Annotated in this window: 20 protein-coding genes; 6 read left to right on the top strand and 14 right to left on the bottom strand. The window is 70.3% G+C overall.

Annotation, left to right across the window (positions count from 1 at the left end):
- Nucleotides 1-65: 65 nt before the first annotated feature.
- Together VFL28_11840 and VFL28_11835 are read left to right on the top strand one after the other, a co-directional pair.
- On the top strand, nucleotides 66-950 hold the full coding sequence (locus tag VFL28_11840; protein ID HET7265354.1) for a PaaX family transcriptional regulator C-terminal domain-containing protein: 885 nt from the start codon (nucleotides 66-68) through the stop codon (nucleotides 948-950).
- Nucleotides 947-1822 (top strand): GNAT family N-acetyltransferase, encoded by an 876-nt coding sequence (locus tag VFL28_11835; protein ID HET7265353.1) that lies wholly within the window; start codon nucleotides 947-949, stop codon nucleotides 1820-1822. Before VFL28_11840 ends, VFL28_11835 begins: the two co-directional genes overlap by 4 nt.
- A 28-nt stretch (nucleotides 1823-1850) precedes the next feature.
- Here VFL28_11835 and VFL28_11830 read toward each other — a convergent pair whose 3' ends face one another.
- Both VFL28_11830 and VFL28_11825 read right to left on the bottom strand, forming a co-directional pair.
- Complete coding sequence (locus VFL28_11830; protein HET7265352.1) at nucleotides 1851-2630, bottom strand: enoyl-CoA hydratase/isomerase family protein; 780 nt, start codon at nucleotides 2628-2630, stop codon at nucleotides 1851-1853.
- A gap of 30 nt (nucleotides 2631-2660) precedes the next feature.
- Nucleotides 2661-4451 (bottom strand): benzoate-CoA ligase family protein, encoded by a 1791-nt coding sequence (locus VFL28_11825; protein HET7265351.1) that lies wholly within the window; start codon nucleotides 4449-4451, stop codon nucleotides 2661-2663.
- On the opposite strand from VFL28_11825, the gene VFL28_11820 reads away from it, so the two are divergent.
- Both VFL28_11820 and VFL28_11815 read left to right on the top strand, forming a co-directional pair.
- Complete coding sequence (locus tag VFL28_11820; GenBank protein HET7265350.1) at nucleotides 4399-4989, top strand: gamma carbonic anhydrase family protein; 591 nt, start codon at nucleotides 4399-4401, stop codon at nucleotides 4987-4989. The genes VFL28_11825 and VFL28_11820 overlap by 53 nt on opposite strands.
- 8 nt (nucleotides 4990-4997) lie before the next feature.
- Entirely contained in the window at nucleotides 4998-6182 is a 1185-nt protein-coding gene (locus VFL28_11815) for an amidohydrolase/deacetylase family metallohydrolase (protein ID HET7265349.1), read from the top strand.
- Nucleotides 6183-6225: 43 nt separating this feature from the next.
- On the opposite strand, the gene VFL28_11810 is transcribed toward VFL28_11815, so the two are convergent.
- The 8 genes from VFL28_11810 to VFL28_11775 form a co-directional block, all read right to left on the bottom strand.
- Nucleotides 6226-7200: an alpha-ketoacid dehydrogenase subunit beta gene (locus VFL28_11810; GenBank protein HET7265348.1), complete on the bottom strand. Its 975-nt coding sequence runs from the start codon at nucleotides 7198-7200 to the stop codon at nucleotides 6226-6228.
- Nucleotides 7201-7202: 2 nt separating this feature from the next.
- On the bottom strand, nucleotides 7203-8225 hold the full coding sequence (locus VFL28_11805; protein HET7265347.1) for a thiamine pyrophosphate-dependent dehydrogenase E1 component subunit alpha: 1023 nt from the start codon (nucleotides 8223-8225) through the stop codon (nucleotides 7203-7205).
- A 42-nt stretch (nucleotides 8226-8267) separates the two neighbouring features.
- On the bottom strand, nucleotides 8268-9389 hold the full coding sequence (locus tag VFL28_11800; GenBank protein ID HET7265346.1) for a nitronate monooxygenase: 1122 nt from the start codon (nucleotides 9387-9389) through the stop codon (nucleotides 8268-8270).
- Nucleotides 9390-9510: 121 nt separating this feature from the next.
- Entirely contained in the window at nucleotides 9511-9801 is a 291-nt protein-coding gene (locus VFL28_11795) for a hypothetical protein (protein ID HET7265345.1), read from the bottom strand.
- Entirely contained in the window at nucleotides 9788-10807 is a 1020-nt protein-coding gene (locus VFL28_11790; protein ID HET7265344.1) for an FAD binding domain-containing protein, read from the bottom strand. Before VFL28_11790 ends, VFL28_11795 begins: the two co-directional genes overlap by 14 nt.
- A complete protein-coding gene (locus VFL28_11785; GenBank protein HET7265343.1) occupies nucleotides 10807-13224 on the bottom strand; it encodes a molybdopterin cofactor-binding domain-containing protein in 2418 nt (805 codons plus the stop codon). Before VFL28_11785 ends, VFL28_11790 begins: the two co-directional genes overlap by 1 nt.
- Nucleotides 13224-13706 carry a (2Fe-2S)-binding protein gene (locus VFL28_11780; GenBank protein ID HET7265342.1) on the bottom strand — a complete coding sequence of 161 codons (483 nt, stop codon included), beginning with the start codon at nucleotides 13704-13706 and terminating at the stop codon, nucleotides 13224-13226. Before VFL28_11780 ends, VFL28_11785 begins: the two co-directional genes overlap by 1 nt.
- A complete protein-coding gene (locus VFL28_11775; protein ID HET7265341.1) occupies nucleotides 13703-14488 on the bottom strand; it encodes an IclR family transcriptional regulator in 786 nt (261 codons plus the stop codon). The genes VFL28_11780 and VFL28_11775 overlap by 4 nt, the downstream gene beginning before the upstream one ends.
- 284 nt (nucleotides 14489-14772) lie before the next feature.
- Between VFL28_11775 and VFL28_11770 the strand changes: the two genes are divergently transcribed.
- Nucleotides 14773-15303: a CAP domain-containing protein gene (locus tag VFL28_11770; GenBank protein ID HET7265340.1), complete on the top strand. Its 531-nt coding sequence runs from the start codon at nucleotides 14773-14775 to the stop codon at nucleotides 15301-15303.
- 156 nt (nucleotides 15304-15459) lie between these two features.
- Here VFL28_11770 and VFL28_11765 read toward each other — a convergent pair whose 3' ends face one another.
- The 4 genes from VFL28_11765 to VFL28_11750 all read right to left on the bottom strand — a co-directional run bounded on the left by VFL28_11765 (nucleotide 15460) and on the right by VFL28_11750 (nucleotide 18985).
- Nucleotides 15460-16218 carry a hypothetical protein gene (locus VFL28_11765; GenBank protein ID HET7265339.1) on the bottom strand — a complete coding sequence of 253 codons (759 nt, stop codon included), beginning with the start codon at nucleotides 16216-16218 and terminating at the stop codon, nucleotides 15460-15462.
- The gene (locus tag VFL28_11760; GenBank protein HET7265338.1) at nucleotides 16205-16927 is read right to left on the bottom strand and encodes a sortase; all 723 of its coding nucleotides are present in this window, start codon (nucleotides 16925-16927) and stop codon (nucleotides 16205-16207) included. The genes VFL28_11765 and VFL28_11760 overlap by 14 nt, the downstream gene beginning before the upstream one ends.
- Before the next feature lie 340 nt (nucleotides 16928-17267).
- A complete protein-coding gene (locus VFL28_11755) occupies nucleotides 17268-18188 on the bottom strand; it encodes an NADP-dependent oxidoreductase (protein ID HET7265337.1) in 921 nt (306 codons plus the stop codon).
- A gap of 173 nt (nucleotides 18189-18361) precedes the next feature.
- Entirely contained in the window at nucleotides 18362-18985 is a 624-nt protein-coding gene (locus VFL28_11750; GenBank protein HET7265336.1) for a hypothetical protein, read from the bottom strand.
- Between the two features lie 217 nt (nucleotides 18986-19202).
- Here VFL28_11750 and VFL28_11745 point away from each other — a divergent pair.
- Nucleotides 19203-20814, top strand: a 1612-nt coding sequence (locus tag VFL28_11745) for an FAD-binding oxidoreductase (protein HET7265335.1), incomplete at its 3' end; no start/stop codon positions are given.

The following is a 20814-nucleotide window of genomic DNA, read 5'->3' as shown; positions in this document are numbered from 1 at the left end:
GCGGCCTGGATATGCTACAATTCTTGCACGAACGACGTGAAATTCGTGTACAATTATTATACCACATGGCCAGCCGCGCGCGGAATCGCGAACGCCCGGGCGTCGCCGGCCGCGCGCAGACGGCGAGCGCCCGCTCCCTGCTCGTGACGATCTGGGGCGACACCGTCCGTCCGCGGGGCGGCGAGATCGGCGCCGCCCCGCTGATCCGCCTGATGGCACCGCTCGGCGTCTCCGCGCGCGCGGTGCGCGCCGCGCTGTCCCGCATGACGCGCCGCGGCTGGCTGCGCCGCCGCCGGGCGGGCCGGCGGGCCTTCTACGCGCTGACCGCCGGCGGCGCGCTCCGGCTCGAGCAGGGCGTTCGCCGCGTGTACCGGACCGGCGCCGAGCCGTGGGACGGCCGCTGGCGCCTCTTCACTTACGTCATCCCGGAAGAACGGCGGGCCGCCCGCGACCGGCTTCGGCGGGAGCTCCTCTGGCTCGGCCTCGCCCCGCTCTCCCGCAGCACCTGGGTGACCACGCGCGACCTCGCCGGCGTGCTCCGACGGTTGAGCGAGGCGCGCGGGCTCGACGGTGCCGTGGCGTTGTTCGAGGGACGAAACCTCGGGCCGGCCGGAGACCGGGCGCTCGTCGAACGGTGCTGGGATCTCGACGCGATCGCCGCCCGCTATCGCCGGTTCATCGCGACGACGCGGCCGCGCGCGGCCGCGCTCCGGCGGCGGGCCGCGGCCGGCACGATCTCCGACGGCGCCTGCTTCGCCGAAAAGATCCGGCTGGTCGACGAATACCGCAAGTTTCTGTTCGTCGATCCCGGACTGCCCGACCGGCTGCTGCCCTCGCGGCGTCCCGACCGCGAAGCGGCGGCGCTGTTCCGCCGGACCTACGGCCTGCTCGCCCCGCGGGCCGACCGGTTCGTGGCGCGCATGATGAACGGCGCGGACACGCGCCGATGAACGTCATCCGTTACCCGGCGCCGCGGGCCTTCCTCGACGCCGTCGAGCCGTTTCTGCTCCGCGACGAAGCGACGCACAACCTCTTGCTCGGCGTTCCGTCGCGGATGATCGTGCAGGCGAGCGCCGGCGCAGCCGCACCCGACGTGTATTTGGCGGCGGCCGTCGACCACGGCGAGCCCGCCGCCGCCGCCATGGTCACGCCGCCCTACCGGCTCGTCCTCTCCCAGGCCTCTCATCCCGCCGCGATTTCCGCGTTGGCGCGCGATGTGGCGACGCTGCGCCCCTCGCCGCCCGGGGTGCAGGGGCCGGATCCGGTCGCGGCCCGGTTCGCAGTCGCCTGGGAACAGCTCACCGGCCAACAAAGCCGCCTGGCGCTCCGCGAGCGGATCCATCGCCTGGACGCCGTCCGTCCACTGCCCGCCGCGCCGGGCCGGCTCAGGTCCGCGGCGTCGGACGATCGGCCGGTTCTGCTCGAGTGGCTGCGCGCCTTCGGCGCAGAAGCCTTCGGCAACGACACCCGGCCGCCGGGGGAGGCCGAGCGGGTGCTCGAGACGCGCCTCGCAACCCCGGGCGAAGGGTTTGTGCTGTGGGAGGACGGCGGGCCGCGCTGCGTCGCCGGCTACGGGGGGCCGACCCGTCACGGCGTCAAGGTCGGGCCCGTGTACACGCCCCCGGAACATCGCGGCCGCGGGTACGGCACGTCGTGCGTCGCGGCGTTGAGCCAGAGGCTGCTCGACGGCGGCCGGCGGTTCTGCATGCTCTTCACCGACCTCGCCAACGAAGCGTCCAACCGTATCTACGGGCGCATCGGCTACGAACCGGTCTGTGACGTCGTCGAGTATCGATTCGTCAAAGATGCGCAAACGGCGTGACCCAAGTCACCCGATGCGCCGGCGTCGACTAGCGCCCCTTAAACTCCGCCGGCCGCTTCTCGGAGAACGCGCGCACGCCTTCGACGCCGTCTTCGCTGATGAACGCCCGGAACAGCGCCTCGCGCTCGTAGGCGAGTCCGTCGTCGAGGGACATCTCGAGGCCGCGATTCACGGTCAGCTTGACGAGGCCGATCGCGACGCCCGCGCCCCGCGCCAAACCGTCCGCGTACTCGGCCGCTTTCTTGAACAGCTCCTCCGCCGGGACTACCCGGTCGACGAGCCCGAGCCCGAGCGCCTCGTCTGGATTGACGGAGCGTCCCGTGACCATCAGGTCGAGGGCGCGGCTCTTCCCGATCAACCGCGGCAGCCGCTGCGTGCCGCCGTTGCCGGGGATGATGCCGAGCGCGATCTCGGGCTGGCCGAGACCGAAGCCGCCCGCCGCGGCGAACCGCAGGTCGCACGCCAGTGCGATCTCCATGCCGCCGCCGAGGCAGTGGCCGGCGATCGCGGCGATGAACACCTTCGGGGTCGTCTCGACGCGCCGCAGCACCTCGTGCATGTGCGTGATGAACAGGATCTTCTCGTCGAGGGTCGAGGACGCAAACCACTTCACGTCCGCCCCGGCGCAGAAGAACTTCGGCAGGGTGCTCCGCACGACGACCGCCCGGATCGCGGAATCGTCGCGCGCGCCGTCGACGGCGGTCCTCAGCTCGTCGGCGAACTGCGGGTTGTAGGCGTTGGCCGGCGCGCGGTGGAGCGAGATCACCCCAACGCCGCCCTCGCGGTCCAGGCTGATCATCTCTCCCATTAGACTCGCCTCCTCCGCCTCCGGCGGCCGCTACGGTGACGCGGAAGCGGCCGTCTTCGCCACGCGCTCGCGCAGCCGGAACCGCTGGATCTTGCCGGTTGCCGTCTTCGGAAGCTCCGGCACGAACTCGAGCCACCGCGGATATTTGAACGCCGCGATCTTGTCGCGCACGAACGCCTGAATCTCGCGTCCGAGCGCGTCGGACGCCGCGGAGTCCGTCTTGAGAACGACGAACGCGTAGGGCTTGACCAGCTCGTCCGCATCCGCGCAGCCGACGACGCCGCACTCGAGCACCGCGGGATGTTCCATCAGGGTGGCTTCGACTTCGGCCGGCGAGACCCACTGGCCGCCGACCTTCAGCATGTCGTCGGTGCGGCCGCAGTACCAATAGTACCCGTCGCCGTCGCGGTGGTATTTGTCGCCGCTGCGGAACCACTCGCCCGCGAAAGCGCGCCGGCTCTGCGCGTGCTTGTTCCAATAGTAGGCGGCGACGCTCTCGCCGTTGACGAGCAGGTCGCCGATTGCTCCGTCGGGCAGGTCGCGGTCGCCCTCGTCGACGATCCGGACCTCGTAGCCGGGCACGACCTCCCCGCTGCTGCCGGGCCGCGCGCGGCCCGGCCGGTTGCTGATGTAGATGTGACACGCTTCGGTCGACCCGATGCCGTCGAGGATCTCCACGCCGAACCGCTCCCGCCACCGGGTGAAGATCGCCGCGGGCAGCGGCTCGCCGGCCGAGACGCACCGCCGCACGGCGCCGAGCGACTCGTGACCGCGGGCCGCGAGCATCGCGGCGTAGGCGGTCGGGACGCCGAAGAAGAGGGTCGGACGGTACCGCTCGATCAGCCCGAAATACGCCGCCGGATCGAAGCGGCCGGGGTGCAGCACGGCGGACGCACCGGCCCGCATCGGAAAGTACCCCGCGTTCCCGAGCCCGTAGGCGAAGTAGAGCTTCGCGACCGACAGGCAGACGTCGCCGGGCCCGATGCCGAGGACCCGGCGCCCGTACAGTTCGGCGCACCAGAGCATGTCGTGATGGAGGTGCACGGTCCCCTTCGGCGCGCCGGTGCTGCCGCTGCTCCACAGCCAAAACGCCGGCTCGTCGCGGTGCGTCGGGGCGGGCGCCAGCCGGTCGCTGGACGCGGACAGCAGGTCGTCGAGCGCGTGCCACGCCGGGGCATGCCCGCCGGCGTGTGCGGCTGCCGGGGGCCCGGCCGCCGCGGCGCCCGCCGCCATGCGGCCCGCGACCACGACGTGGCGGAGGTCGGGCGCTTGCTCGAGCACGGGGCCGACGACGGGCACGAGATCGGCGCTCACGACGAGCGTCCGCGCGCGGCTGTCGCGCAGCATGTACGCGTAGTCGTGGGGGCGCAGCGCGGTGTTCGTCGGAACGGGCACCGCGCCGGCCCGCATCGCGCCCCAGAACACGTAGACGAATTCCGGAGAATCGAGCAGGAGCATGAACACGCGCTCCTCGGGACGCACGCCGAGCCCGCGCAGCGCGTTGCCGGCCCGGTTGATCTGCGCGGCCAGCTCGCCGTACGAAATCCGGCGGTCGCCCGCGTGGATCGCGACCGCATCGCCACGGCCCGCCTCGAGGTTGTGATCGACGAACGCGGTCGTGACGTTGAACGCGTCGGGGATCTCGAGCGAAACGGACATCGCGCGGTCGGTTTCGCGGATGCCGCGATCGTCTCCTTCGGGCAGGCCGGCCGCGGCCCGCCCGCGAAGCGGAATCCCCGAAGGCCGCGCCGTGATGGGAGGTCCCCCGATGATCCTGCCGTTCCGCGGACGCACACCGCGCATCGCCCGCAGCGCGTTCATCGCGCCGACCGCCGCGATTATCGGCGACGTCACCGTCGGCGAAGAGGCGAGCGTGTGGTTCGGCGCGGTCCTGCGCGGCGACGTCGGGCGGATCGAGATCGGCGCGCGCTCGAGCGTGCAGGACAACGCGGTGCTGCACACGACCGACCGCGTCGCCACCGTGATCGGCGACGACGTCACGATCGGCCACGGGGCGGTGCTCGAGGGCTGCACCGTCGAGCGCGGCGCGCTGGTGGGCATGAACGCGGTCGTGCTGCACGACGCGGTGATCGGTGAGGAGGCGCTCGTCGGCGCCGGGAGCGTCGTCACCGACGGCACGAAGATTCCCGCGCGGACGCTCGCGGCCGGCTCGCCGTGCCGGGTGCGCAAGCCGCTCGAAGGCGTGGCGGCGCAGTGGATTGCCCGAGCCGGCCCGGCCTACGTGCGCCTGTCGCGCCGGTATCTCGAGGAGCGCGCGGCGTCCGGCGCCGCGGGCGCGCCTCCCGCCGGCGTATCCCGCGCGGACGGCCGGGCCTCCGAAGGCCCGGTCCCGGGGTAGCGCCGCGCATGGCCGGGTACGATCTGCTGCTGACCGGCGGTACGGTCCTCGACCCGCCCGCGGACGGCGATGCCGCCTCTCCCCGCACCGCCGACGTGGCGATCGCGGGCGGCAGGATCGCCGCGGTCGGCCCGTCGCTGCCGCGCGATCGCGCCGCGCGGACGGTCGACGTCCGGGGCCGGCTGGTCACCCCCGGGCTGATCGACCTTCATACCCACGTGTACTGGGGCGGCACCTCGCTCGGCGTCGATCCCGACGCGCTGTCGGCCTCCTCGGGCGTCACGACCCACGTGGACGCGGGCAGCGCCGGGCCGGGAAACTTCCTCGGGTTCCGGCGCCATCTCATCGAGCGCTCGCGCGTGCGCATTCTTCCGTTCCTCAACATCAGCTTCGCCGGCATCTTCGCTTTCTCGCGGCGCGTGATGGTCGGCGAATCGATCGACATGCGGCTGCTCAACGTCCACGAAGCGGTGCAGGTCGGGCAGGAGCATCGTGACCTCATCCTCGGCATGAAGGTGCGCCTCGGCCTGATCGCCGGCGAGGGCCGGGGGCTACCGCCGCTGCACCACACCCTTCAGGCCGCGGAGGCGCTCGGGGTGCGCATGATGGTGCATACGGACAACCCGCCGCCGACGCGGCGCGAAGTGCTCCCGCTGCTGCGAAAAGGCGACATTCTGACCCACGCGTTCCGGCCGTTTCCGAACGGGCCGACGGTCGATCCCGGGGTCACCGCCCGCATCCTGCCGGAACTGTGGGAGGCGCGCGCGCGCGGCGTCATTATCGACATCGGCCACGGCATGGGCAGCTTCTCGTTCGAGAGCGCCGAGGCGTGTTTGGCGCAGGGGTTCCTGCCCGATGTGATCAGCAGCGACGTGCACGCGCTGTGTATCGGCGGTCCGGCGTACGATCTGCCCACCACGATGTCGAAGTTGCTGAGCCTCGGGATGCCGCTCGGCCGGGTCATCGCCGCGGCGACCGCGGCACCGGCCCGCGCGATCGGCCGGCCGGACCTCGGCACGCTGACGCCGGGGGCGCCCGCCGACGTCACCGTGCTCGACGACCGCACGGGGGCGTTCGAGTACATGGACGTTACCGGGCGGACCATGACGGGACGCCGGCGGCTTGTGCCGGTCCTCACGGTCGCCGGCGGTCAGGTCCTCGGGCCGTGCGGGGCGCCCGGCGCCTCGAGTTGACCGGCGGAAATCTCCTCCGCGCTACCCGCAGCCCGATGGAGAATCAGTAGGCGGCGAGCCGGCGGATCGCGCCCGCGATTTCTCCGACGGTGGGTTGAAACGCCGCTTCGAGCCCCGGGTTGTGCGGCACCGGCGCGTCTTCGCTCGCGAGACGCACGACGGGGCCGTCGAGAGAGTCGAAGGCTTCCTCCGCGATCAGCGACGCGATTTCTCCGCCGACGCCGCCCGTGCGGGTCGCCTCGTGCACGACCAGGGCCTTGCCCGTCTTGCGGACGGAGCCGAGAACCGCTTCGCGGTCGAGCGGCGCGAGCGTTCGCAGATCGAGGACGTCCGCGGCGATGCCGTCCGCCGCCGCCAGCTCCGCCGCGTCGAGACACTTGTGCAGCATCCAGCCGTACGAGATGACCGAGAGCGCGGCCCCTTCCTGGACCAGCCGGGCGCGCCCGATCGGCGTCACGTACTCCCCGGCCGGGACCTCCTCGCGGCGCAGCCGGTAGAGATGCTTGTGCTCGAAGTACAGGACGGGGTTCGGATCGCGGATCGCCGCGAGGAGAAGGCCCTTCGCGTCCTCTGCGAACGCCGGGACCACCACTTTGAGCCCCGGCGTGTGGGCGAACCAGGCTTCCATGCACTGGGAATGGAACGGCCCGCCTTTGACGTCGCCGCCGTACGGCATGCGCAGCACGAGCGGCAGCGGCATCCGAGTCCGCCAGTGGTATTTCGCGGCCATGTTCACGACCTGCGTGAACGCGTCCGTCACGAAATCGGCAAACTGCATCTCGATCACCGGCCGCATGCCCATCACCGCCGCGCCGATGCCGGCGCCGACGTTCGCCGTCTCCGCGAGCGGCGCGTCGATCACGCGCCAAGGACCGAACTCATCGAGGAAGCCCTCGGTGATCTTGAAGGCGCCGCCGTAGACGCCGATGTCTTCCCCAAGGATGAACACGCGCGGGTCGCGCCGCATCTCGACGCGGAGCCCTTCCCGGATCGCTTCGAGATAGGTCAGCTGCGGCACGATCAGTCCGGCGCGTACACGCCGTCCGCGACCGTCCGCGGATCCGGGTCCGGGCTCGTTTCCGCCCAGGCGAGCCCGTCCTCCACTTCCTGGGCAACGCGGGCGCGCATCGCCTCGTCGTTCTCATCGGTGAGGACGCCCGACGTCCGCAGGCGCCGCTCGAAGGACGCGAGTGGATCCCGTGCCGCCCACTCGTCGAGCAACGCCTTGGGCACGTATGAAAATTTGTCGGCTTCGCTGTGCCCCCGCACACGCAGCGTGCGGCATTCGATGAGCGTCGGGCCCCCGCCGCTCCGCGCGCGCGCCACCGCCTCCGCCACGGCGTCGTAGACCGCGAGCACGTCGTTACCGTCCACCGCGACGCCGGGAATCCCGTACCCCGCGGCCTTGTCCACGAACGCCCGCGCCGCGGTCTGGTGGTCGAGGGGTGTGGAGTAGGCGTACTGGTTGTTCTCCAGCACAAGCACCAGCGGCAGGCGGAACACGGCGGCGAAGTTGACGCCCTCATGCCACGCGCCGGTGCTCGTGGCGCCGTCGCCGAAGTAGGTCAGCACGGCGCGGGGCTCCCCCCGCTGCCGGCACGCGAGCGCCATCCCCGCCGCGACCGGGACCGAGGCCGCCATGTGGCTGATGAACGGCAGGATGCCGCGCCGGGGGTCGCCCATGTGGACGTTGCCGTCACGGCCGCGCGTCGGCCCGCCCTCCCGGTCGAGAAACTGGGCGAACACCTCTCCCACCGAAATCCCGCGCATGATGTACGCGGCAAGGTCCCGGTGCATCGGCGCGAGTAGGTCGTCGGGACCGAGGGCCGCCGCGGCGCCGACCACGATCGCCTCGTGGCCCCAGCCGGTGAAGTAGGCGCCCGGGATGCGCCCCTGATAGTACAGCTTGACGCCCCGGTCTTCGACCGCCCGCTGCAGGCGCATGTAGTACAGCATCTCCAGCTGCCGGTCGGGCGGCACCCCGGCTGCGCGCCCATCGCGCGGCGACGGGCGGTCGTTGGAGAGGCGCGTGGACTTCGCCATCTTAATGGAAGACCTCCGCCGCCCGGATCGGCCGCTCCGCGCTCACTGCCGCACCCGCTCTCGAAGTCCGGCCAGCGCCGTTCGCGCCTCTTCGACGATGCTCCGAACGACGTCGCCGGCGCCGGGCAGGTCGTGGATGAGGCCGACGCTCTGCCCGGCCCACATCGGATAGTAGTCCCCGACGCCACGCGCGGCCGAGGCGTCGTAAACGTCCTGCGCCGTCGCGCGCTGCGTGAGACCCGGCAGCACCGGCGCGCCGGACGCCCGGTACTCGTCGACGTACCGGTTGCCGATCGCGCGGGCGTACAGCCCCGTGAACGTGTCCGTCACGACCGTCGCGCCGGCGTCACGGTCGAGCAGCGCCCGCTTGTAGAACTCGGGCGCGGACGATTCACGGGTGGCGACAAACCGCGTGCCGAGCAGGACCCCCTGCGCCCCAAGCGCGAGCGCCGCGACGAGGCCGCGGCCGTCCACGATTCCGCCGGAGGCTACGACGGGGACTGAGACGGCCTCGACGATCTGCGGGACGAGCGCGACGAGGCCGATGCCCGCCTCCTCCGCCGTAGGGGTCTTGACCCACGTCGAGCGGTGTCCGCCCGCTTCGCTGCCCTGCGCGACGATCACGTCGACCCCGGACCGCGCCAGGGCCTTTGCGTCGTCCAGACGCGCGATCATCGCCATGACGATGACGCCGCGGTCGCGGCACCGCTGCGTCATCGCCGGACCGGGGTCGCCGAGACCGATGCTCCACACCGGCACGCGTTCTTCGAGGATCGTCTCGAACTGCGCGTCGATCAGATCCGGAGGGCGTGCCGGACGGGCCTGCTTCGCCGGCAGGCCGAGACGCTCGCGGAAACGATTCAACGTCGCCTGCACCGCGCCGACGGTCTCCGCCGGGATGGCGGCGGGATCGATCGGCGGCCGCAACTCGGTGTGGAGCCAGAGGTTGACGCCGAAGGGCCGGTCTGTCAGCTCACGAACCCGGCGAATGCGCCGGCGCAGTTCGTCGGCCGGCACGTTGAGGCCGGCGAGCACGCCGAGTCCGCCGGCGTTCGACACCTCGGCGACGAGCTCGGGCCCGGCGATGCCGCCCATGCCCGACTGAATGATCGGATAGTCGATGCGCAGAAGATCGCACAGCGGTGTCCGCAGGCCGCGATTCACGCGCCACCTCCGTACCGCGCCCGCAGGCCCGGCCGCGGCTCCCTTCGACAACGGGCCGAAGCCCGCCTCGTCCGACGAGCCGCGCCGGTGCCGCGCGCCGGCAAGCAACGAGACTGACGTCTCATCGAGCGGGTGACGCAGCCATGAAGACGGTCCGGGCGGCCGCGGCGCGCGGGTTCTTCGACGTGGTGGCCGGCGCGCCCCGGTCACAGGCCGCCACCATGGCGCTCAAACCCGGGGAGTCCACCGCGAAGCCACCGTGGAACGCCGGACGGTCGGCATCGGAACCGGCGAGCTGCTGCTGATCGAAGCCGGAGAGCGTCACGAAATCCGCAACAGCGGCGACGAACCGCTCGTCACCGTCACCGTCAACGTCTACGCGCCGCCCGAATACTGGGTCAGTGCGGACCACCGCCGGCCGCGCCCTCATAGGGCAGGCCGGCGAGCTCACGCAGCGCCCGCTCCACGTAGACTCGGGTCATTTTTTTCCGGTATCCGATCGTCAGATCGGTGTTGTCGAGCGGACGCGACGGCTGGGACGCCGCCTGCGCAGCCTGCGCGAGCAGTTCCTCGGTCGGCCGTTGACCGCGCAGCAAGGCGGCGGCCTCCGGCGCCTCCACCGGGTGCGAGGCGACTCCGCTGAGCGCGAGCCGCGCCTCGGCGATGCGCCCGTCCGGCTCCATCCGGACCGCCGCGGCCACGCCGAGGATCGGAAAGTCAAACGAACCTCGGCGCCGCAGCTTCCAGTAGGTCGACCGCCAGCCGTCGGCGGGCGGCAGCAGCACCTCCACCAGCAGCTCGTCCGCTGACTTGGCGAGGTACTGCATTCCGTCGTCGCGGTAGAATGCCGCGGCCGGGACCGTGCGCTCCCCGGCCGGCCCGACGAGGCGCAGCTGCGCGCCGAGCACGATCGCCGCCGGCGCCGTGTCGGTCGAGGACACCGCCCAGCAGCGCGGGCTGCCCGGCGCAACGAGGCAGATGTCACCGTCCTTCTTCATGCAGAAACCGATCGACTTGCGCCAATGGTACGTCTGGTTGTAGTAGTTGCACCGCGTATCCAGGCAGAGGTTACCGCCGATCGTTCCCATGTTGCGCAACGGGGGCGTGCTGACCGAGCCGGCCGCGAGCGCCAGCGCGCGATACCCCTCCGCGACGGCGGGCGCCGCCGCGAGGTGGGTCAGCGTCACGCAGGCCCCGACCGCGATTCCGCGCTCCGGATCGCCCGCGAGGCGTCGGAGTTCGGGAATGCCGCGCAGCCCGATCAGCGTCTTCGGCTCGAACTGCCGGCGCTTCATGTTCGGATAGAGGTCTGTTCCGCCCGCGACGGCCATGCCGTCGGGCGCGGTCTCCCAGAGAAATCCCACCGCCTTTGCCAGCGTGCGCGGCGCAAGATACGTGAACGGAGGAAGGCGCAGCATCAGCGGCCCTCCGCGCCGGCGGCGCTTCGCCACGGCGTCTCCCACCCGGCGGGCGGCTCGACGGCGAGCGGCTTCCGAAAGACGAACGGAGGAACCCCCCGCGGTCCGATCCGCGCCGGCGCGCCCTTCGCGCGCTGCTCCAGCGCCGCCAGCACCTTGTCCGGCGAGATCGGAATCTCGTCGATCCGGACGCCGACGGCGTCGTACACGGCGTTGGCGACCGCGGGGATCACGGGCAGCAGCGGGCCCTGCCCGGCCTCTTTCGCGCCGAATGGCCCTTCGGGATCGTCCGTGTTGACGAGGATCGTCTCCACCGGAGGCATCTCGAGAAACGTCGGACTCTTGTACTCGAGCATCGACGGAATCTTGTGCAGGCCTTTGCGGAAGATCTGTTCTTCCATCAGCGCCTCGCCGAGGGCCATGTACACGCCGCCCTCGATCTGTCCGATCGCGAGCGTCTCATTGATTGCGCGGCCGATATCGTGCGCGATCCAGACGCGCTCGACCCGCACCTCGCCGGTCCCCCGGTCGACCCCCACCTCGACGGCCGCGGCCGAGAACGAGTAGGCGGGCGACGGCCCGACGCCGGAGCCCTTGAAGGGGCCGGCGAGCCGCGGCGGCCGGTAGGAGCCGACCGTGGTCAGCGTGCCGAACATCGCCTCGGCAAGAGCCGCGGCGTCGGCAAACGACACGCCCCGGGACGGATCTGCCGCCGCGTGAATGCGGTGATCGCCGACCACGAGCTCGTCCCGCTCGAGTTCCAGGTGCTCGGAGACCGCCGCGACGAGGAGATCGCGGGCCTTCGTGGCCGCCGCGAGCGCGGCGTTGCCGGCCATGAAGGTGACGCGGCTGCTGTAGGAGCCCAGATCGATCGGCGTGAGGTCGGTGTCCGCGGTCACGAGGCTGATCTCATGCGGATCGAGGCCCAGCGCTTCCGCGGCAACGCCGGCCAGCACCGAGTCGCTACCCTGGCCGATGTCGATCGCGCCGCAGTACAGGGTCACGCCGCCGCCGCGGTCGACGCGCAGCTGCACTTCGCTGTGCGGCATGTCGTTCCAGTAGATCGGCAGGCCGGCGCCGCTCAGGTACGTGCTGACGGCGAGGCCGATGCCTCGCCCGGCCGGGAGCCGGCCGTGTTTCTCCCGAAAGCCGCTCGCCGCGGCGACGCGCTCGATGCACTCGCGAAGGCCGTTGCTCGTGATCCGCAGGTGGTTCACCGTCCGCGTAAACGGCGCGGTGGCGTTGACGAGCCGGATCGTCGCCGGATCCATCCCGAGATCCTCGGCGAGCTTGTCCATCTGCAGCTCGATGCCAAACCGCGGCTGCGGCGTGCCGTGGCCCCGCTTCGGACCGCACGGCGGCTTGTTCGTCCAAAACCGCGCCCCTTCGAACTTGTACGCCGGAATGCGGTAGGTCACGGTCTGCAGCGCGCCGGTATAGTAGGTGGTCGCGACCCCGTACGACCCGTAGGCGCCGCCGTCGAGGAACGTGCGGATGTGGCACGCGGTGATCCGGCCGTCGCGCCGGACGCCGGTGCGGATCCACATCAGCACCGGATGGCGGCCGCGGTGCGCGTAGAACACCTCCTCGCGTGTGAGTGTGATCTTTACCGGCCGGCCGGTCGCGAGCGCGAGCTTCGCCGCGCAGATCTCGTGGCTGAACGGATCGCTCTTGCCGCCGAAGCCTCCGCCGACGGGCGTCGCGACGACGCGGATCGCGCTCATCGGCAGCTCCAGCACTTTGCTGAGCGCCCGGTGCACGTAGTGCGGCGTCTGCGAGGACGTCCACAGGATCACCCGCCCGGCCGCGTCGCGCTGGCCGACCGCGCTGTGCTGCTCCATCGGCAGATGCGTGTTGCCCTGAAAGAAGAACACGTCTTCGCGGACGTGCTCGGCCGCGGCGAACCCCGCCGCCATGTCGCCGAACTCGAGCGAGACGTTCTTGTGGACGTGGGGACCGGGGCCGTCGCCGTACTCCTGCACCGGGGTGCCCCCGCCGGCCGCGGCCTCTTCGATCGACATGACCGGCGTGAGCGGCTCATACTCGACGTCGATCGCCTCGCACGCCCGCTCCGCGGTCTCCTCGTCCACCGCGGCGACCGCGGCGATCGGATCCCCGACGTAGCGCACCTTATCGCGGCACAGCGTCTCCTCGTCCTGGCTGCTCGGCATGATGCCGAATTTGATCGGGAGGTCGTCGCCGGTGATCACGGCGTGGACGCCCGGCATGGCCCGGGCGCGGGTCACGTCGATCCGCCGGATCCGCGCGTGCGGCAGGTGGCTGCGCAGCAGCCGGCCGTGAAGCATCCGCGGCAGCACGAGGTCGTCGGCGTAGACGGTCTGGCCGGCCGTCTTCGCCGGGCCGTCCACCCGCCGCCAGCGGCGGCCGATGACACGGAACCCGCCGTCGGCGGCCATCAGCGGCCCTCACCGTCGCGCATGCGTCGGGCGGCCAGGTCGACCGCCTCGAGGATCTTCAGATACCCGGTGCAGCGGCACAGATTGCCGGCGAGCCACGACGCCGTCACCTCGCGGGACGGAGCGGGATTGCGGTCGAGCAGCGCCTTGGCCGCCAGCACGATGCCGGGGGTGCAGTACCCGCACTGGGCGGCGCCGAGCTCGGCGAACGCCGCCTGCAGGGGGTGCGGCGCGGCGGGCGAGGCGACGCCCTCGATCGTGGTGATCTCGCCGTCCTGGACGTCGACCGGGAGCGTGAGGCAGCTCAACACGGGCTCGCCGTCGACGAGCACCGTGCAGGTACCGCACTCGCCCAGTTCGCAGCCGTGCTTGGTGCCGGTCAATCCGAGATCTTCGCGCAACACCTCGAGCAGCGTCTTGTGCACCGGGGCGATGAGGTCACGCGTCTCACCGTTCACCCGAAGCATGAGGGCGGTCTTCACGATCGGTGCCCTCCGTGTTCGAAGGTCCGCGACCGGCGCACGTCTTCGGCGAGCGCGCCCGCCGAAGACGTCAGCGCCGGCACCCAATCCCGAAGGGCCGCCATCGAGACGCGCGACGCGGCTGCGATGATCGAGTACGCCGCGACCAACTCGCGCCGCCCCGCCTCCTCGAGTATCACCGGCACGGAGGCGGCGCGGATCCCATCCTGAAACTCCATGTCGTCGAGCGCGAAGCCGGCGCGGCGCACTTTGTCGAGCTCCCGGCGCCACCGGCCGGGCTGCGTGATTGACCGGGTCGTGTACGCCGGCAGCGCGTCGGGCAGCGCGCGCGGCGACGCGTCCAAGGCCTCGAGGACTTTTGCCACCGCGCCGGCGTACGGCGGCATCCGAAACCCGACCGGCGCCGAGACTCTGAGCGGCCGCGAGGACTCCTCGCTGGCGACGATGACGGAGCCCTCGCCGTCGGGGACGTGGACCGCGACGGTCTCGCCGCAGTGACGGCCCAGCGGCACGAGATGGGGTCCGGCCAGGGCGCCGAGATCGCCGGCATTGCGCGCCGCCCGGGCGAGCGTGACGAGCCCCGAGCCGAGGCGGTAGCGCAGGGTTGCGGGATCCCGCTCAACCAAACCGAAGGCGCTGAGCGTTCCGAGGATACCGTGCGCCGTGCTCTTGTGGATCCCCACCGCTCGCGCGAGATCGGTCAGGCTGCCCTCGCGGCGGCCCGCGAGGGCGCGGAGCATGCCCGCCGCGCGCGCGACGGCCGGCACGGAAGGATGCGGCATGCCTGCGGCCGTCTCCGACACTCGTCCCCTCTCCTGGCCCGACTGCCGAGGGCCGCTCAAAAATCCGGTTCGACCATACGAACCATTGTTCAAAGGATAGAACTACACCGAGCCCGCCGGGAATCCTGTTGCCGCCCAGCGCCGAGCTGTTCCGCGGAACTGTTGTAAGGGCGCCGGCGCTTCACACCGGCAATAATCGGGCGGCCGACCGATGGCAAAGCCGGGAATAGATCCGTTAGATTACCGACTTGACTCGGGGCATGCTTCATCGGGGGGAGAGAGCGATGCGCAGAACCTGGACATGTGCCGCCGCCCTGCTTGCAGTCATCGTCGTCATCGCGGGGTCCGGCGCGATCGCCTCCGCGCCCGCACCCAACCGCACGGAACTGACCCGGAGCTACACCCTACCCTACCGGATCGCGCAAGCTCCGGCGTCGGACGCAATGGAAACGGTGATGCTGACCCTGCTCAATCAGTCCCGTCGGGCCGTCGGGCTGCGGCCGTTATGGGCCAACACCACGCTTCGCTGGGTGGCGCGCACGCACGGCGCGGACATGTTCGCACACGGGTACCTGTCGCACCAATCGCGCGACGGCCGGCTGCCGCTCGACCGGATTGAAGGCGCGGGCCTCTCGCCGTGGCACATCGGCGAGAACCTCGCGTACGCCCGGACCGTTCCGGACGCCCACCGTCTGCTGATGAACAGCCCTGGCCACCGCGCAAACATTCTGTCGCCGGTGTACCGCCGGATCGGCATCGGCGTGATGGACGGCGGCGCCGACGGCGTAATCGTCGTCGAGGATTTCACGGACTAGGCGGTTCCCTCGCACAGTCCGCGGCGCGTCACCGCCGGCCGCAGCGCGTTGCGAAATCTCCGCGGCGCCTTCGAGGCCTGTACACGCGTGACCCGCGCGGGACGAAGCCCGCGCGGGTCACGAAGCGAATGCCTCGTTCCCCGGAATCTGGGAACACTATGCGGGCTTCCGCAAACCGCGAACGAAGAGCAGCAGCCCGAGCATGCTCAATAGCGATCCGGCCCAGCGGCCGTCCGTGATGAGCGCCGCCCACGCCGGCGAGAGGCCGTTGAACGGAAGCGTGCGCGGCTTGGCCTGCGACGTGCCGAGCGCCACCTGCTGCAGGGCCGGAGCGGCGGGCGCGAGTTGCCGCGCCCCCAGGGGCGGCGTTGTTGCCGGAGCCGCCGCGGCCGGCGGCGTCACAACAGCGGTCTCGGTCGTGGTCGCGGCTACTTCGCCTGTGCCGACGGTGCTTGTTTCACCGGTCGTGGTGCTCGGCCCGACGGCGGCCGGTGTCGCCGTTGTGTGGAAGCCGGCCGTCGCGGTACCGCCCGCGGTCGTGCCACCGGTGACGGTCGTGTGGCCCCCGGTCGTAGCGTGGGTCCCGGTTGTCACGCCCCCGCCCGTCACCGCAACGGCGTGGAGCACGTCCTCGCCCCCGGCGCCGAGGCCCTTGGCGCCGGTATGCGGACCCGCCCCCGTCTGGTTGGATCTCACGTCGCCGATCCGCTCATCGCCTTGGCCGTCGGTGAGGCCATCGACGTTGCCGGCGTGTGCCCCGCCGACGGATTCGGCCGCACCCCCCGCCGCTCCGCCGGCGTCCTGTCCCCCACGGCCGTCACGAGCGCCGGCATAGACCATGGCGGGCGTGGCAAGTGCCGTCGCGACGGCGACGACGAGAAAAAAGCGTGCCAGCGTCGAGTTAAGGAGTCTCATGAGCCATCCTACCTCCTTTGATCGCGATCGTATTCGCGGCGTCGGCTTGCGCAAGACGCGCGTCTACCATGAGGCGTGCACGTGCGCTGAATGGAGGCGTACAGGTGAGCAGGACCAACCGCGGGACCCCGGACCGCGATCGGATCGCGTCGACGTCGGTCGGCGCGATCACGGCGGCGCCGACCATGCGCCACCTCTGAATCGCAGCGCCTTGGCGCAGGATGATGAGATCACCGGGCCTCAGGAGATCGAGGTGTCGGAACGGGGCGCCTGAGGTGGTCCGGTGCCCGGTGATGACCGCCGTGCCGGCCGCTCCCGGGGAGACGTCGCCGAGGGCGGTCGTGAACGGGACCTGGCCGACGCCGTAGCGGTACAAGTCGGGTGTGTTGAGTCCGCGGAACACACCGGGCTCCAACAAATGGACGACGAGGCGGACTCCGATGCGGGGGATCTCGAGAAGGTACCCCGCTCGCCCGGACATCACCGTCCTGCGCGCGCCATCGCGCCGCCGGCGGGTCGCCGCGGGGTCCAAGTGCGAGGCGATCCACCGGCCGGTGTCGGCCCGCTGCAGCTTGGCGAGGCGAGCGTCCCACGCGTTGATGGCAAATGTCGGGCCAAGAGCCAGTAACGCGCCCGCCGCCATCAACAGAAGGGCGACAAGCCTCGTCGCTCTCTGCTTAGGTGAGGCGTCTCCGTGGATCTGGCGCATCCCGGCTCCCAAACGCGCGGCACACAGAGGCCAGCCCTCGGGAAGGAAGCCACCCCCGGGCCGTGCGGTGAATCTGCACGGTCCCTCAGCGTATCCTCGGGAACCCGCGCTGGAGGTCGCTCACACACCGTTGATCCGAGCGGGGCAGCGTAGCCCTTCAGGTTACCGAAGATTCCGTGCGGAGTATTGCTGATAGTTTTATTTCACTTACAGGGAAGTTCCTAACGGCAATGTTGCAATTTAGAGCGAAGCTTTAACCGGACATTTCGGCACCAGGCGCCACCCCGGAGCCCGGGCGGGCGGTCCGCGCCCCCGACCGACATTGAATCCAAGGCTAATGTTAATTCGTGACTGCGAGAACGATCTTGCCACGCTTGTGGGGCGCGCCCGCGAGCATCTCGTGAGCCGCTCGAGCGTGCTCCAGTGGCAAGACGGATCCAACCTGCGAGACCAACTTCTCGCTGTCGAACATTTTCGCAAGCAGTTCGAGCCGCTGCGTCGTGACCTCGACAAGAAAAAAGACAGCCCGCACGCCGTTGGGGTTGGGCATTGGCTCCGACACAACCGACACGAGGATGCCGCCTGGCTTGATAATGGCGAACGATCGATCTCTCGTATTTCCGCCAACCAGATCGAGAACGATGTCCACACGCGGAACCACCTGTTCGAAACTCTGAGCCTTGTAGTCGATAACCGTAGCGGCTCCAAGCTTTCCAACGTACTCTGTGTCCTTGGAGCCAACCGTTACGAACACATGTAAACCAGCTTGACTAGCGAGCTGCACCGCATATGCCCCCACGTTGCCTGCGGCTCCATGGATCAGCACCGTCTGGCCGCGTTTCGCGCCGGCATAATCGAACAGCATCTGCCAAGCCGTCACCGCGACCACGGGCGCAGAAGCCGCTGCGAGATAGTCGAGCGATTCTGGCTTCGCGGCGACCATTTCTGCGGATGCCAGCGCGTACTCCCCATAAGCTCCAATGAACTCTTTGTTGGTGACCCCAAACACCTCATCACCCAGATTGAATTTCTTGACCCCTGCTCCTCTGGCCTCGACGACTCCCGACAGATCAGAGCCGAGAGTGAGGGGCAAGGGTGAATGGACGACACTCTTGCGCGCGCGGATCAACGCATCCCAGGGGCCTACCCCGGCTGCCGCAACACGGACCAGAACCTCATCTGGGCCAGGCTCCGGCCGCGGCAATTCGTCGATGACAATCACGTCCGGCCCACCGAATTTGTGAATCCTTGCAGCTTTCATCGCTCATCCCTTCTCTTGACCGACTCGCCGGTAGCGTCAAAACCCAAACCGCGTTTTTTGGCCATTCGGCGAGTGCATGATGAGTGAAGTCGCGAGGCTGGCAATGGACTCTCACGGCAGCAGGAAGGGGAGCGGCCGTGCCGCTCCCCCCAGTGTGACACGCGGACCGTCAACTAACGCTTGTCGCCACGACCGCCGCCGCCGCGATCAACACCCGCGGCGCTGTGATCCAAGCCGACGGCGCCCGCGCGACCGTTGCCAACGCCGGCGTGACGACCGCCAAGGTCGGCGGCCTGGGGCCCGCCGGAATTATGATTTCCGCCCAAACCGCGCGAATGGCCGCCCGCCGGATCCCGTGCCGCGCCGGACACAAAGTGGCCGGAATTCGTCCCGATCCCCGTCAGAGCGGGCCGGTTGGCGGCGGCAAAGTGGGCCACCGTGGAAACCCAGGCGCCGTGCGTCCGGAACCCTGTCGCGAGGCTCACCGTGCCCGCGGTGCCGCTCGTCGTAAAGCTTAGAGTCCGCGTCGATCCCGAGACCGTTCCGGTATAGCTGCAGGAATCGCCCGAGCATGAGTAGGTTCCGCCGGCAAACCTCGCACCGCCGACGGTGAAGGTCCAATCGCCGACGCTCGAGGTCATCGTCCCCGTAACGCCGCCGATCGTGGTCGTGCCGTTGATGGTCCCCGCAGGCGCGACCGTGCCCGAGACCGGCAGATCCCCATTCGGCTGCGCGAGCACCACGGCCGCGGTGGCGACGAGCGCCGCCAGCACACCCGCAACGATAAGGTATCGCATGCCACCCTCCGATTACGCCTGCTTGACTACGTGCATAGTAATCTATGCCCACTTTCTCCGCCGGTCCACCCCGCCGCGCCGCTCGATCGACGCCGGCGCTCGGGGGAGGGTTTCCGCAAAGACGCGCGTAACCCGAAAAATTACTTCGGGGTTCCGGCACGAGGGATGCCGTTCCGTTGGTTGGAACGGCGTCGCGGCGGCCGGCGGGCGGTGACGAGTGGCGGCCGAATCGAACGGACGTCGGACGCGGCGGCCGAAAGGGATCGACGAGAAGACCTTCGCGCGCGCGGTGCGCGAGTTTACCGCCATCGTGGGCGACCGCAACGTCTCGATCTCGCCGGCCGAGCTCGTCCCCTACGCCCACGACGTCATCATGGTGCCGCCGATCTGGCCCTCCGCCGTCGTGCGTCCCGCCTCTGTCGAGGAAACCCAGCGCGTCGTCCGGATCGCGAACCGCCTGCGCATCCCGCTCTGGCCGGTCAGCACCGGAAAGAACATCGCCTACGGCCGCATGATGGCGGTCGAGCCCGGCAACGTGGTGCTCGACCTCGGGCGCATGAACCGCATCCTCGAGATCAACGACAAACTCGCCTACGCGGTCGTCGAGCCCGGGGTCACCTACGCGCAGCTCTACAAGCATCTTCGGGACAACGACCTGCCGCTGTGGCTGGACCCGCCGGCCACGGCCCCCGCCGCGGGCCCGCTCGGCAATACGGTCGAGCGCGGCGTCGGCTACACGCCCTACGGCGAGCATTTCCTGTTTTCGTGCGGCATGGAGGTGGTGCTGCCGGACGGGCGGCTGCTGCGGACCGGATCCGGGGCGCTGCCGGGCTCCCGGACCTGGCACATCTTCAAGTGGGGCTACGGCCCGTATCTAGACGGCCTGTTCACGGCCAGCAACTACGGTATCGTGACGCGGCTCGGCATCTGGCTGATGCCGGAGCCGCCGGCGTACCGCCCGATCCTCATGACGTGCGACCGCGAAGACGACATCGTCGCGATCATGGATTTCCTGCGGCCGCTCAAAGTGTCGCACCTGCTGCCGAGCGCGGTCGTGGTCGCGCACGCGCTGCTGGCCCTGGCCGCGGAGGCGGAATATCCGCGGCACCTCACCGGCGGCACGCGGCCCGTGCCGGAGGACTGGATCCGCGAGCAGGCGCGCGCCCGCATGCTCGGCATCTGGAACATCGCCGGCTGCCTGTACGGCGCGCCGGCCGTCGTGAACGAGCTGGCGGAGACGGTCCGGCGGCGCGTGGCGGCCGAGCTGCCGCAGGCGACCCTGCTCGACGTGGACGCCGCCCGCGAGAGCCCCTATTGGGATCACAAAGTGCGCAACATGACCGGCGTGCCGTCGATGATCGAGTACAGCCGGCTGTCGTGGCGCGGCGGCGGCAACGCATTCGTCGCCCCGGTGGTGCCGCTCTTCGGCGAGGAAGCGCGCACGCACATGGAGATCGCCCGCCCGATCTTCTGGAAGCACGGTTTCGACTACATCGGGGAGTTCATCGCCGCGTCGCGCGATCAGCACCACGTGATGATGCTGCTGCACAAGCAGCCGGACGAGATGCCGCGCGCCGTGGCCTGCTACGGTGAGTTGACCGACGCGTTTTGCGACGGCGGCTACCTGCCCTACCGGACCAACGTCGCCTTCATGGACCACACCATGCGGCGCCTGGACCCGGTCTTTCAGGACGTCTGCGGCCGGATCAAGCGCGCGCTCGACCCCAACGAGATCATCGCGCCCGGCAAGAACGGGATCCGCGGCGCCGGAGCGCGCGCAGGTGCCGCGCCGCATTCGAGGCGCGGGGGCCGCCGCGCCGCCGGCCGCG

This window comes from bacterium, assembly GCA_035691305.1.
Lineage (GTDB): Bacteria > Sysuimicrobiota > Sysuimicrobiia > Sysuimicrobiales > Segetimicrobiaceae > DASSJF01.
The sequence above is the reverse complement of the archived record's forward strand: the minus strand, read 5'-3'. Positions and strand labels throughout refer to the sequence as shown.